Source organism: Janthinobacterium sp. SUN211, from assembly GCF_030587315.1.
Lineage (GTDB): Bacteria > Pseudomonadota > Gammaproteobacteria > Burkholderiales > Burkholderiaceae_D > Janthinobacterium > Janthinobacterium kumbetense.
Map to the genome: position 1 here is coordinate 28,784 of NZ_JAPWIC010000004.1, position 12,666 is coordinate 41,449.

Genomic DNA, 12,666 nt, shown 5'->3' on the forward strand with positions numbered 1-12,666 from the left:
AACCAGACAAAAAACACCATGGACGACTGGGCTCACTTGCACGATTTATGGCAGCGCTGCACGGGACAAGGCGCCGCGAGCGGCAACCCGGGACTGGCGCGCGACCACAGCGACATCAAGGCGCTGTACGCACGCGGCATTTCGATGGAAGACGCGCTGCACTTCCTGTATCAGCAACGGCCGACCCTGCAAGCCTACACGGCCTGGATCGCCGCGCGCACGCGCCCACGCCCGGCCCATGCCGGCAGCCCGCACGAGGACGTGCTGTCCGCCGCCGAGCTGCGCCATTTCGAGGAGCACGGCTACCTGGTGCTGCGCGGCGCCGTGCCGCGCGTGCAGTGCACCGCTGCCCGGGCGGCCATCTGGGACTACCTGGGCGCCAGCCCGGACGATGCGGCATCGTGGTACCAGCCGCACCCGGGCAAGCGGGGCCTGATGCTGCAGTTTTCCGACCACCCGGCCCTCGAGGAAAACCGCCACGTCGCGCACATCCGCCACGCCTACCAGCAGCTGTACGGCACTGGCGCCGGCATCTACGCCAGCATCGACAAGGTGAGCTTCAATGCTCCGGAAACGCCGCAGCACCGTTTCCTCGGCAGCGCCCTGCACTGGGACGTCAGCCTGCAGCAGCCGATTCCGTTCAAGCTGCAAGGCATGCTGTACCTGAGCGACTGTCCGGCGCAGCACGGCGCCTTCCACTGCGTGCCCGGCTTCCAGCACCGCATGGCTGGCTGGCTGGGGCAAGTGCCGCCAGGGCGCCAGCCGCGCGAATGGGCCGTCGACGACTTGCGGCCCGTACCCGTCGAAGGCATGGCCGGCGATTTCATCATCTGGCACCAGGCCCTGCCCCATTGCGCCACGCCCAACCGCGGCCCGGTGCCGCGCATGGTGCAATACCTGACCTACCATCCGGACCACTGCCAGGACCACGATGGATGGATCTGAGCCGCTCATCCTGCCCTGGCGCCGCTCATCCCGCGGCGCTGGCCGCGCGTTCCCGGCGCCGCTAGCATGGTCGTCAAGGAGGAGTACCCCATGAAACGAACACTGCAAACATTGATCTTGCTCAGTACGGCGCTGCTAGCGGGCGCCAGCCAGGCCGCCGCGCTCAAGGCCTTCACGGTCGAGGTCACCGGACAAGGCCGTCCCCTGATCCTGATTCCCGGCCTCGCATCCTCGGGCGAAGTGTGGCAAGCCACCGTGGCGCGCCTGTGCGGCCCGCAGGCCGCGCGCCAATGCCACGTGCTGACATTGGCCGGCTTTGCCGGCGTGGCGCCCATCGAAGGCGACCTGCTGGCGCAGGCGGAACAGCAGCTGGCCGACTACATCGGCACCCGCAAACTGGGCCAGCCAACCATCATCGGGCATAGCCTGGGCGGCTTCCTGGCTCTGAAAATGGCCATCGACCATCCGGCGCAAACGGGCAAGCTGGTGATCGTCGATTCGCTGCCGGCGCTGGGCGCGACGCAGCTGCCCTCCATCACGCCGGAGCAGCTGCAAGCCATGTCGCAGCAGATGCAGGCGGCCATGCGGGCCCAGGATGCGGCTGCCGCCAGCGCCAGTCAGCGCCGCACCGTCGCGGCCATGGCCAGCGCGCCGGCCGACGTGGAACGCATCATCGGCTGGGGCCAGCGCTCGGACCGCGAAACGGTGATCAAGGCCATGGGCACCCTGATGGCCAGCGATTTGCGCCAGGACGTGGCGAAAGTGCAGTCGCCCACGCTGGTGCTGGGCACCTGGATCGCCTACAAGGACTACGCGCCGCGCGCCGCCATCGAGGCCACGTTCCAGCAGCAGTACCGCCAGCTGCCCGGCGTGCAGATCGCGCTGGCCGACACGGCGCGCCACTTCATCATGTACGACCAGCCGGACTGGATGTTCGGCCAGATCGAGCAATTCCTGCGTTGAGCCATGACGCACCCCCACCGCCCCCCGCTGCTGGCTCGGATCGACTGGTACTGGACCTTCCAGCTGGCCGGCTGGGGCGCGCTGGCCCTGTTCAACAGCGTGTATGGCGGCTCCTCGCAACTGCGCATCGTCGCGACCATCGCCTGCTGGGGATCGCTGGGCGGCTTGCTGCTGTCGCACCTGTGGCATGGCGTGCTGCGCCGGCGCGGCTGGGCGGCAAACGGCTTGCGCTGGAAACGCATCGTGCCGTCGCTGATCCTGCTGGCCGCCATCCAGACGGCCAGTGTGACGGCCGCCTTCCACGTCATGTATCCGCCCGACATCCTGCGCGGCATCGCCTGGCTGCCCGGCGCGCTGCTGTTCTGGTTCGGGGTCTTCCTGACCTGGACGGTGTTCTACTTCACCGCGCTGTCGCTGCGCCGCGCCGCTCGCCTGGAAGCGGAAACCCTGCGCCTGCAGCTGCACGGACGGGAGGCCGAACTGCGCGCCCTGCAGGCGCAAGTCAATCCGCATTTTTTCTTCAACAGCCTCAATAGCGTGCGCGCCCTGATCTTCGAAGACCGCGAAGCGGCCGCGCACATGATCGACCAGCTGGCAGGCCTGATGCGCCACGCGCTGCAATCGGGCCAGCACGCCACGGTGCCGCTGGCGGCCGAACTGGACGCCGTGCGCGCCTACCTGGCCATCGAACAGATACGCTTCGAGGAACGCTTGCGCGTCAGCTTCGCGATCGAGATCGGCGCGCCCGACGTGGAACACGTGCGCGTGCCGCCCATGGCTCTGCAAACGCTGGTGGAAAACGCCGTCAAATACGGCGTCGAAGCAAGCGCCGAGGGCGCCGACATCCGCATCGCGGTGCGCCGCGCCAGCCCCGCCGACGGCACGGCCATGCTGCAGATCGACGTGGCCAACACGGGTGCCTTGCGCGAACCCGGCAACTCCACCTGCGTCGGCCTGCGCAATGCGCGCCAACGGCTGCAACTGGCTTGCGGCGAGCGCGCCAGCCTGGAATTGCGCGAACAGGCCGGCTGGGTGCATGCCACCATCCACCTGCCGGAGCCGGCATGAACGGCCAGCCGCTCAAGGTACTGCTGGTCGATGACGAGCGCCTGGCGCGCGCCGAGCTGCGACGGCTGCTGGCGCCGCATGTGCAGCGCGGCGCCGTGGAGATCGTGGGCGAGGCGGCCAGCGCGGCCGACGCCGTCGCGCAGATCGGCAAGCTGCGGCCCGACCTGCTGCTGCTCGACGTGCAGATGCCGGGGGGCTCCGGCTTCGACCTGCTGGCCGCGCTCGACGATGCGCCCGACGTCATCTTTTGCACGGCCTTCGACCAGTACGCGCTGCAGGCGTTCGAGGTCAGCGCCCTCGACTACCTGCAAAAACCCGTGCAGGCGGCACGCCTGGCGACGGCGCTGGAACGCGCCGGCGCGCGGGCGCAAGCCGTGCCGCCTCCCGCGCCGCGCAAAGTCTTCATCAAGGATGGGGAACGCTGCTGGTTCGTGGCGTTTGACGATATCCGCCTGCTGGAATCGGAAGGCAACTACACACGCGTGCATTTCGGCGCGCAGCGTCCGCTGATGCTGCGCACCCTGAACCAGCTGGAAGAAAAGCTCGATCCGGCCCTGTTCCTGCGCGCCAACCGGCGCCAGATCGTCAACCTGGCGCAGGTGGCACAAGTGGCGCCGAATGCGGCCGATGGCCTCGACCTGCGCCTGCTGGATGGCAGCGTGGTCGAGGTGTCGCGCCGCCGCGCGCAGCAGTTCAAGGCCGCCTGCGGCCTGTAGCGGGACTACTTCAGCGCGGGGATCGGCTGCGCCTGGAAAGCGGGGCGCGGCTGCTCCCTGAGCTTTTTCGCCAGCATGTCGAGCGCCACTTCCAGCTGGCGATCGGCGCCATTGAAGGTGGCGTGCGGCGGATTTTCCACCTCCACGTCCGGCACCACGCCCACGCCTTCGATCAGCCACTGGCCGTCGATGCCGAACTGGCCGTTTTCCGCCACGCGCGCCATGCCATTGTCGGCCAGGCGCGTATTGTCGCTGAGCCAGACGCCCGCGCCGGCCGTGCGCTTGCCCACCAGCGGCGCCAGCCCCAGGGCCTTGATGCCGGCGGCGAAGGTCTCGCCATCCGAATACGTGAGTTCGTCGACCAGCACGACCAGGTGGCCGCGGAAGGTATTCTGCATGTTCGACGACGGCTGCACGCCCGGCGGCGCCCAGTAGGCCCAGGCCTTGCGCAGCAGTTTTTCGATGATCCAGCTGTCGATATTGCCGCCGTTATTGCGCCGCACGTCGATGATCAAACCTTCGCGGTTGACGTTCGCATAAAAATCGCGCGCGAACGAGGCGATGTCGTTGGGCCCCATGGCGCGCAAATGCAGGTAGCCGATGCGCCCCTGCGAGGCGGCCGCCACCTGCTCGGCGCGGCTCAATTCCCAGTCGCCATAGCGCAGCGCCGTCTGTTTCGCCATGTTGACGGGCGTGACGATGACGGCGCGCGGCGCCCCCTTGCCCCGTTTGACCTGCAACAACACCTGCTTGTCAGCCTGGTTCAGCAGCAGGTCGCTGATGTCGCGCGCGCCCAAGACGTCCTTGCCGTTGACGGCCGTGATCACGTCGCCCGCCTGCACCTCCACGTCGGGCCGCGACAGGGGCGCTCGCGCCGAGGGCAGTTCCGCTTCGCTGCGGTAGACATGCTCGACCCGGTAGCCGTCGCTGGTGCGCGCCAGCACGGCGCCCAGGCCCGCCGGCGTGCCTTCCTGTTCCGTGCGGCGCAATTCGCCGGGGCGGATCTGCGAATGCAGGGCGCCCACCTCGGCCACCATCATGCCGAGCACGTCATTGAGTTCGGCGCGGTCCGTGACCCGCTCGACCAGCGGCGCATATTTGTCGCGCGCCGCCCTCCAGTCCACGCCGCGCATCTTCGCGTCGTAGAGAAAATCGCGGTGCAAACGCCAGGCGTCGTTGAACATCTGCTTCCATTCCAGGCGCGGATTCGACACGAAAGTCCAGTCGTCGACCTTGACCTTGGCCTTCGACAGGTCGGCCGGCAGCTTGGCGCCCGCCTCGATCACCAGCATCTCGCCCGGTCCCGTGGCTGCCGCCGTGCGGTAGTACAAATGCTTCTTGTCCTGCGCCAGGTCGAATTCGCGCACATTGGCCACCAGCAATTCCGGCTTGGAGCCGGTGTTGCCAATTGCCAAGGTCTTCAGGCTGGACTTGTTTTCGCCGCTGTCCCGCTCGAGGAAATACAGGCGCTTGTCATCGGCGGCCAGCGCGCTGTAATTGCCCGCCGCCAGCGGCACTTCATACAGGCGTTCGGCCAGGCCCTGGCTGACGATGGCCGGCAATGCCGCCGGCGCCTTTTTCACGGTCGTCTTTCCGCCCGCCTTTTCCAGCGCTTTTTCCGCCGCCGATTCGGCCGCCTTTTCATCGTCCGTCTCGGGCGGTTTCACTCCTGGACGGCTCAGCTCATCGTCGGGCTGGAACGGGAAACGGTTACCCGGCTGCAGCGCCAGCGCATACACGCCGGTGCGCTTGTCGAACACGGGGCCCATGTTGCGGTCGCCCCATGGCGAACCGTTGGCCAGCTGAAAATTGCGCGCCGACAAGAAATACAACCACTTGCCGTCCGGCGAAAAGACGGGCGAAGCGGACGTGTAGCGGTCACTGGTGACGAATTGCAGCTGCTTCGACGCGAGGTTGTACAAGCCGATCTGCTCGCGCTGCTCGTTGCTGGCCACGCGCACGATGGCCAGGTTGCGGCTGTCGGGCGACCATTGCACTTCGTCGTGCTTGTCCACGCCCGCCTTGCCCGCGTCGTCGATCAGCGCGTTGCCCCTGGTCGCCAGGTCCAGCAGCCAGAAACGGCCCTTTTTATCCGTGTGGGCCAGCCAGCGCCCGTCCGGCGACGGATACAATTTCCAGCGGTGATTATCGCCCTGCGTCGTCAGCTGCTCGCCCTTGCCCGAGCCGTCGGCGGCGTACTTCCAGATTTCATTCTCGCCGCTCGTGTCGACGATGGCGAAGACGGATTTCTCGTCGCTGGAAAAGACGGCGTCGCGCGCCCGCGCCCCTTCCGGAATGGCGATGTCGACGCGGCGCAAGCTGCCCGTGCCGGCGATGCTGACACGGCCCCTTGCAGTAAGAATGATGCGCTCATCCTTGCCCGACACTTGGACATTGCTCAAGGTATCGAGCGGCGAACGGATCTGGCGCGCGCGCTGCTGGTCGAAATCGGACACGAGGCTGATGGCCAGCGGCTGCGAGGCGCCCGTTGCCGCGACGTTCAGGTCGAGCACGTGCAAATCGGCGCCCAGCTGGTAGACGATCTTGCCGTCGCCCAGGGACGCATTGCGCACGTCCCACTGCGTGTGGCTGGTCAAGGCGCGGCGGTCGGAGCCGTCGGGCAGCATGCTCCACAGATTATCGCTGCCGCCCGCGTCGCTGATATAGTAGACACGGCCCTGCCACCACATGGGGCGCTTGTTGTTGCCAGCCAACACAGCGGGTTCCGCGTGCATGCGCACGGCCTCGCCCTTGCCATCGATGTCATAGCGCCACAGGACGGCATGCGCGCCGCCCCGGTAGTTGCGCACATTGTCGTTGGTCATGGCCAGGCCGAAACGCGTGAAGAACAGCGTCTTGCCGGCGTCGTCGAGCACGGCATCGTTGGCGTCGGCCACGGGAAACACGCGGCGCGTCTGTTTCACGGGATCGATGGCGGCGACGATGCGACGCGACGCGGGACCATCCGTATTTTGCGTGCTGACCAGCACTTCGCCCTGCGCCGTCCAGCCCAGCACCAGCACGCCGCCATTGTCGTACGAAATACGGCGCGGCAAGCCGCCGGCCAGCGGCATCACATACGCTTCCTGCGCCCCTTCATAGGCGGCGGAAAAGGCGATCCACTGGCCATCGCGCGAAATCGCCGCATTCGTTTCATAGCCCGGATGCGTGGTCAGGCGCTGCGCCGCGCCACCGCGCAGATTGCTTTTCCACAAGTCACCTTCGGCCGTGAAGACGACGGTATCGCCGCGCACGGCGGGAAAGCGGAAGTAGCTGCCGGCAGGCGCGGCAGCGGCGGCAGCGCTCCCCAGCAAGCCGGCGGACAACAGGAGGAAGGCGAGAGTACGGGAAATTTTCATGTAGGCAGTCTTTCAACGAGCAGTCAGCGGTCATGGAAACGATGCGGGGCAAGGCCGACACCGGGATCCCGATTCTTGCATAGCTAATGCAAAAGCAATACCTTTTTTTAAACAAGGCAATTTGCATAATAGTTTCCATGAATCGCTTATGGGCGTAAAAAAACCCGCGCCACTTGCGTGGGCGGGTTTTTATTGACGGCAGGAAGCTTATTCCACTTCCACCGTTTCCGGCGCAGCCGTCGGCGCCGCGTCTGGCGGTTCCGGGAATTCCAGCAAGACCTGGTCCTTGTCGTCGAGGTCGACCGTGACCCGTCCGCCCGTCACCAGGCGGCCGAACAGCAGTTCGTCGGCCAGGGCCTTGCGGATCATGTCCTGGATCAGGCGCGCCATCGGCCGCGCGCCCATCAGCGGATCGAAGCCTTTCTTGCCGAGGAAAGCGCGCAGCTTCTCGGTAAATACGGCTTCGACCTTTTTCTCGTGCAACTGTTCTTCCAGCTGCATCAGGAACTTGTCGACCACGCGCAGGATGATTTCCTGGTCCAGCGAACGGAAGCTGATGGTCGCGTCGATGCGGTTGCGGAACTCCGGCGTAAACATGCGCTTGATGTCGGCCATCTCGTCGCCAGCCTGCTTCGAGTTGGTGAAGCCGATCGACGTCTTTTGCAAGCTTTCCGCTCCCGCATTCGTCGTCATGATGATGATCACGTTGCGGAAATCGGCTTTGCGGCCATTGTTGTCCGTCAAGGTACCGTGATCCATCACTTGCAGCAGGATATTGAAAATGTCCGGATGGGCTTTTTCAATTTCATCGAGCAGCAAGACCGCATGCGGCTTCTTGGTGATCGCTTCCGTCAGCAAGCCGCCCTGGTCGAAACCGACGTAGCCCGGTGGCGCGCCGATCAGACGGCTGACGGCGTGGCGTTCCATGTATTCCGACATGTCAAAACGGATCAGCTCGATACCGAGGATGAAGGCCAGCTGTTTCGCCACTTCGGTCTTGCCCACGCCGGTCGGACCGGAGAACAGGAAGGAGCCGATCGGCTTGTCCGTCTTGCCCAGGCCGGCACGTGCCATCTTGATGGCCGACGCCAGCGCATCGATGGCCGGATCTTGCCCGAACACAACATTGCGCAAGTCGCGGTCGATCGTCTGCAGCTTGCTGCGGTCGTCCTGGTTGACCGTTTGCGGCGGAATGCGGGCGATCTTGGCGATGATGTCCTCGATCTCGGCCTTGCCGATGGTTTTCTTTTGCTTCGACTTCGGCAGGATGCGCTGCGCCGCGCCCGCTTCATCGATGACGTCGATCGCCTTGTCGGGCAAATGGCGGTCGTTGATGAAGCGCGCCGCCAGTTCGGCCGCCGTCGACAGGGCCGAGGCCGAGTATTTCACGCCATGGTGCTCTTCGAAGCGCGATTTGAGGCCGCGCAAGATTTGCACGGTTTGCTCGACGGTTGGCTCGTTGACGTCCACTTTCTGGAAGCGGCGGCTCAAGGCATGATCTTTCTCAAACACGCCGCGGAATTCCGTGTACGTGGTCGCGCCGATGCACTTCAATTGACCGTTGGCCAGTGCCGGTTTCAGCAGGTTCGACGCATCCAGGGTGCCGCCCGACGCCGAGCCCGCACCGATGATGGTGTGGATCTCGTCGATGAACAGGATGCCGTTCGGATTGTCCTTCAGTTGTTTCAGCACGGCTTTCAGGCGCTGTTCGAAGTCGCCGCGGTATTTGGTACCGGCCAGCAAGGCGCCCATGTCCAGCGAATACACGACGGCATTCTGCAGGATTTCCGGCACGTCGCTTTGCGTGATGCGGTAGGCGAGGCCTTCGGCGATGGCCGTCTTGCCCACGCCCGCCTCGCCGACCAGCAGCGGATTGTTCTTGCGGCGGCGGCACAGGATCTGGATCACGCGGTCGACTTCTTCCTCGCGGCCGATCAGCGGGTCGATCTTGCCTTCGGCAGCGGCCTTGTTCAGGTTTTGCGTGAACTGGTCGAGCGGGCTTTCCTTCGGCTGGCCATCGACGGGTGCCTCTTCCACGCCTTCGGAGGCTTTCGCGCTTTCCGTCGACTGGTCCTTGCGCACGCCGTGCGAGATGAAATTGACCACGTCCAGGCGCGTCACGCCCTGCTGGTGCAGGTAGTAGACAGCATGCGAATCCTTTTCGCCGAAGATGGCCACCAGCACATTGGCGCCCGTGACTTCCTTCTTGCCATTCGAGGCGGACTGGACGTGCATGATGGCACGCTGGATCACGCGCTGGAAACCAAGCGTCGGCTGGGTGTCGACTTCGCCCGTGCCAGGCACGGTCGGCGTGTTATCGCCGATGAAATTGGTGAGGGTCTTGCGCAGGTCTTCAATATTGACCGCGCAGGCACGCAACACCTCGGCAGCGGAGGGATTGTCCAGCAGTGCCAGCAGTAAATGCTCAACCGTGATGAATTCGTGCCGTGCCTGCCGAGCTTCGACAAACGCCATGTGCAAACTTACTTCTAATTCCTGCGCAATCATACTTCCTCCATCACGCACTGCAGGGGGTGCCCCGCCTTGCGCGCATGCGTTAAAACGAACTCCACTTTGGTACACGCTATATCTTTAGAGAACACGCCGCACACTCCTTTGCCGTAGCGATGAACACTGAGCATGATTTGCGTCGCCGTTTCACGGTCCTTGTTGAAATACTCCTGAATGATGGCCACCACAAATTCCATGGGGGTGTAGTCGTCATTGAGCAAGGCTACCTGGTAGAGCGGTGGCGGCTTCAGCACTTGCCGCTCCAGCAGGGCTTCTGTGTCGTGCTTGGTTGCCATACGCTTATTCTAATGCTTTCACAGTGGTTGTCATGCGCAATATCTACGCCTTTCCAATTGTTTTCAATCTTACGCGTTTTCTTAATAGTGCGCAGATGGCGACCTTGCCGTCAAAATCAAGAGTTGCTTTTTTGGTTGCCGTGAAGAATTTGGCAATATCGATGGAAAAGCGCTTGACTTCATTATTTATTCCGCCAACAATGCTGTATCGACTGTTGCAGTAATGTACAGCTTGATAAGAAGTGAGACGTCGAGGAGGGGGCAAGAAGCTTCTTGCTTTTATGGCTCGTGTGATTTGTTTTAATTTTGAAAGTTCTTTTTATGGCAACAGGTACAGTTAAGTGGTTCAATGATTCCAAAGGTTTTGGCTTCATCACTCCAGATGATGGCGGCGAAGATTTGTTTGCTCATTTCTCCGCAATCAACATGAACGGTTTCAAGACCCTCAAAGAAGGTCAAAAAGTTCAATTCGAAGTCACGCAAGGCCCTAAAGGCAAGCAAGCTTCCAACATCCAAGCAGCCTAAGCATCGCCGGCCCTCAGATGTGAAAAACCCCGTTTCCTTGAAGCGGGGTTTTTTTTCGTCCGCAGGGCGCGCAGCACCCTGCCCCGTTTCCTTTACATGTGCTCGACCATCACCTGGCCGAAACCAGAACACGACACTTGCGTGGCGCCTTCCATCAGGCGGGCGAAATCATAGGTGACGCGCTTCGAGGCGATCGATTTTTGCATCGAAGAAATCACCAGGTCGGCCGCTTCCAGCCAGCCCATGTGGCGCAGCATCATTTCCGCAGACAAAATCAGCGAACCGGGGTTCACGTAATCCTTGCCCGCGTACTTAGGCGCCGTGCCGTGCGTCGCTTCGAACATGGCGACGGAGTCGGACAGGTTGGCGCCCGGCGCGATGCCGATGCCGCCCACTTGCGCCGCCAGCGCGTCGGAAATGTAATCGCCGTTCAAATTCAGGGTGGCGATGACGCTGTATTCGGCCGGACGCAGCAAAATCTGTTGCAGGAACGCGTCAGCGATGGAATCCTTGACGATGATGTCGCGGCCCGTCCGTGGGTTCTTGAACTTGCACCACGGGCCGCCATCGATCAGCTCGGCGCCGAATTCCTTTTGCGCCAGCGCATACGCCCAGTCGCGGAAGCCGCCTTCCGTGTACTTCATGATGTTGCCTTTGTGCACGATCGTCACGGATGGCTTGTCATTGTCGATCGCATACTGGATGGCCTTGCGCACCAGGCGCTCGGTGCCTTCGATGGAAACGGGCTTGATGCCCAGGCCCGACGTGGCCGGGAAGCGGATCTTGGTCACGCCCATTTCATTGACGAGGAAATCCATCAATTTCTTTGCTTCGGGCGAGCCTTGCTGGTATTCGATGCCGGCGTAGATATCTTCCGAGTTTTCGCGGAAAATCACCATGTCCGTCTTTTCCGGCTCTTTCACGGGCGATGGCACGCCCGTGAAGTAGCGCACGGGGCGCAGGCAGACGTACAGATCGAGCTGCTGGCGCAAGGCCACGTTCAGCGAGCGGATGCCGCCGCCGACGGGCGTGGTCAGCGGGCCCTTGATGGAGACCACGTAATCTTTCAGCACGGCCAAGGTTTCTTCCGGCAGCCACACATCGGGGCCGTACACATTCGTCGCTTTTTCGCCCGCATAGATTTCCATCCAGCTGATCTTGCGCGCGCCGCCGTAGGCCTTGGCCACGGCCGCGTCGATCACCTTGATCATGACGGGGCTGATATCGATGCCCGTGCCATCGCCTTCAATGAAGGGAACGATGGGATTATCTGGTACATTCAGCGAAAAATCGGCGTTGACGGTGATTTTTTGGCCGTCAGCAGGTACAGTGATATGTTGATACATCGTGATCTCCGAAGTGGGACACACCGCTGGCGGGCAACACAGGCCGGCGACGCGCTCTGCGGTTGCAGAGTTTACAAAAACAAGTCCGAACAGGGCGGCAACAACGCACTTTAGCAGGGAAAGAACACCCGGGCCACCCGCGGCGCCAAAGAACCGCATTGCCATACCGTCTCAAGTCTTCTATAAGACATAAGACTAACATTTCACATTATGCACCAGTATCTTACAGGGCGCCACGCTTTTGCGGCGCCGATCAGCAGCCACCATCGCTTACATCAATTCCCTTACCAGCATGCCACTCATCCTCTTCAATAAACCATTCCAGGTCCTGTGCCAGTTTTCGCCGCAGGAGGGCCGCGCCACCCTGGCCGACCACATCACCATCCCCGGCATCTACCCGGCCGGCCGGCTCGACGCGGACAGCGAAGGCTTGCTGCTGCTGACGGACGACGGCCGCCTGCAGCACGAGATCAGCCACCCGGACCGCAAGGAAGCGAAAACCTACCTGGTGCAGGTCGACGGCGTGCCCGATGCGGCCAGCCTGGCGCGCCTGCAGGCGCCGCTGGACCTGGGCGACTTCATCACCAAGCCGTGCAAGGCCGTGCGCATCGCCGAGCCGGACTGGCTGTGGCCGCGCAATCCGCCGATCCGCGCGCGCGCCGACAAGCCCACCTCATGGCTGGCGATCACCCTGAAAGAAGGGAAAAACCGGCAAGTGCGGCGCATGACGGCCGCCGTCGGCCTGCCCACGCTGCGCCTGGTGCGCAGCGCCATCGGCCCGTTTTCCCTGGCCAGCCACCCCTTGCTGCCCGGCGAATGGTGCGAAGTGCCGGCCGAAAACATCGGAAAAGCGTGAACCGGACAAGAAAAAACGCCCCCGGCGCCGAATTTTGCCAAGATGCACTATTTATTTTTAGATAATGCATTAAAATCATCC

Annotated in this window: 10 protein-coding genes; 6 read left to right on the plus strand and 4 right to left on the minus strand. The window is 63.1% G+C overall.

The genetic code is table 11. The annotated features are described in order from the left end of the window. Positions 1 to 18 precede the first annotated feature (18 nt). From O3301_RS14955 to O3301_RS14970, 4 genes are all read left to right on the plus strand, one after another. Positions 19 to 945: a phytanoyl-CoA dioxygenase family protein gene (locus O3301_RS14955; RefSeq protein ID WP_305056748.1), complete on the plus strand. Its 927-nt coding sequence runs from the start codon at positions 19 to 21 to the stop codon at positions 943 to 945. A gap of 90 nt (positions 946 to 1,035) precedes the next feature. Continuing rightward, the gene (locus tag O3301_RS14960; RefSeq protein WP_305056749.1) at positions 1,036 to 1,908 is read left to right on the plus strand and encodes an alpha/beta fold hydrolase; all 873 of its coding nucleotides are present in this window, start codon (positions 1,036 to 1,038) and stop codon (positions 1,906 to 1,908) included. 3 nt (positions 1,909 to 1,911) lie between these two features. Then, positions 1,912 to 2,976: a sensor histidine kinase gene (locus O3301_RS14965; RefSeq protein WP_305056750.1), complete on the plus strand. Its 1,065-nt coding sequence runs from the start codon at positions 1,912 to 1,914 to the stop codon at positions 2,974 to 2,976. After that, positions 2,973 to 3,692 (plus strand): LytTR family DNA-binding domain-containing protein, encoded by a 720-nt coding sequence (locus O3301_RS14970; RefSeq protein WP_305056751.1) that lies wholly within the window; start codon positions 2,973 to 2,975, stop codon positions 3,690 to 3,692. Before O3301_RS14965 ends, O3301_RS14970 begins: the two co-directional genes overlap by 4 nt. A gap of 5 nt (positions 3,693 to 3,697) precedes the next feature. On the opposite strand, the gene O3301_RS14975 is transcribed toward O3301_RS14970, so the two are convergent. The 3 genes from O3301_RS14975 to clpS all read right to left on the minus strand — a co-directional run bounded on the left by O3301_RS14975 (position 3,698) and on the right by clpS (position 9,858). Beyond that, positions 3,698 to 7,051 (minus strand): S41 family peptidase, encoded by a 3,354-nt coding sequence (locus tag O3301_RS14975; RefSeq protein ID WP_305056752.1) that lies wholly within the window; start codon positions 7,049 to 7,051, stop codon positions 3,698 to 3,700. A gap of 207 nt (positions 7,052 to 7,258) precedes the next feature. Then, positions 7,259 to 9,559 carry an ATP-dependent Clp protease ATP-binding subunit ClpA gene (clpA, locus tag O3301_RS14980; protein ID WP_035825884.1) on the minus strand — a complete coding sequence of 767 codons (2,301 nt, stop codon included), beginning with the start codon at positions 9,557 to 9,559 and terminating at the stop codon, positions 7,259 to 7,261. Beyond that, complete coding sequence (gene clpS, locus O3301_RS14985; RefSeq protein WP_305056753.1) at positions 9,556 to 9,858, minus strand: ATP-dependent Clp protease adapter ClpS; 303 nt, start codon at positions 9,856 to 9,858, stop codon at positions 9,556 to 9,558. The genes clpA and clpS overlap by 4 nt, the downstream gene beginning before the upstream one ends. Positions 9,859 to 10,179: 321 nt before the next feature. Between clpS and O3301_RS14990 the strand changes: the two genes are divergently transcribed. Beyond that, positions 10,180 to 10,383, plus strand: a complete 204-nt coding sequence (locus O3301_RS14990) for a cold-shock protein (protein ID WP_010395943.1) — start codon at positions 10,180 to 10,182, stop codon at positions 10,381 to 10,383. A 92-nt stretch (positions 10,384 to 10,475) separates the two neighbouring features. Here O3301_RS14990 and icd read toward each other — a convergent pair whose 3' ends face one another. After that, positions 10,476 to 11,729, minus strand: coding sequence for an NADP-dependent isocitrate dehydrogenase (icd, locus tag O3301_RS14995; RefSeq protein WP_289906125.1), 1,254 nt, complete (start codon positions 11,727 to 11,729; stop codon positions 10,476 to 10,478). A 292-nt stretch (positions 11,730 to 12,021) separates the two neighbouring features. On the opposite strand from icd, the gene O3301_RS15000 reads away from it, so the two are divergent. Then, positions 12,022 to 12,585: a pseudouridine synthase gene (locus O3301_RS15000; RefSeq protein WP_099665051.1), complete on the plus strand. Its 564-nt coding sequence runs from the start codon at positions 12,022 to 12,024 to the stop codon at positions 12,583 to 12,585. Positions 12,586 to 12,666: the final 81 nt, after the last annotated feature.

Excerpts from the sequence above, each read along its gene's own strand:
- clpA (WP_035825884.1), bottom strand. The coding sequence starts at position 9,559 with ATGATTGCGCAGGAATTAGAAGTAAGTTTGCACATGGCGTTTGTCGAA.
- O3301_RS15000 (WP_099665051.1), top strand. The coding sequence starts at position 12,022 with ATGCCACTCATCCTCTTCAATAAACCATTCCAGGTCCTGTGCCAGTTT.
- clpS (WP_305056753.1), bottom strand. The coding sequence starts at position 9,858 with ATGGCAACCAAGCACGACACAGAAGCCCTGCTGGAGCGGCAAGTGCTG.
- icd (WP_289906125.1), bottom strand. The coding sequence starts at position 11,729 with ATGTATCAACATATCACTGTACCTGCTGACGGCCAAAAAATCACCGTC.
- O3301_RS14990 (WP_010395943.1), top strand. The coding sequence starts at position 10,180 with ATGGCAACAGGTACAGTTAAGTGGTTCAATGATTCCAAAGGTTTTGGC.
- O3301_RS14960 (WP_305056749.1), top strand. The coding sequence starts at position 1,036 with ATGAAACGAACACTGCAAACATTGATCTTGCTCAGTACGGCGCTGCTA.
- O3301_RS14965 (WP_305056750.1), top strand. The coding sequence starts at position 1,912 with ATGACGCACCCCCACCGCCCCCCGCTGCTGGCTCGGATCGACTGGTAC.
- O3301_RS14975 (WP_305056752.1), bottom strand. The coding sequence starts at position 7,051 with ATGAAAATTTCCCGTACTCTCGCCTTCCTCCTGTTGTCCGCCGGCTTG.
- O3301_RS14970 (WP_305056751.1), top strand. The coding sequence starts at position 2,973 with ATGAACGGCCAGCCGCTCAAGGTACTGCTGGTCGATGACGAGCGCCTG.
- O3301_RS14955 (WP_305056748.1), top strand. The coding sequence starts at position 19 with ATGGACGACTGGGCTCACTTGCACGATTTATGGCAGCGCTGCACGGGA.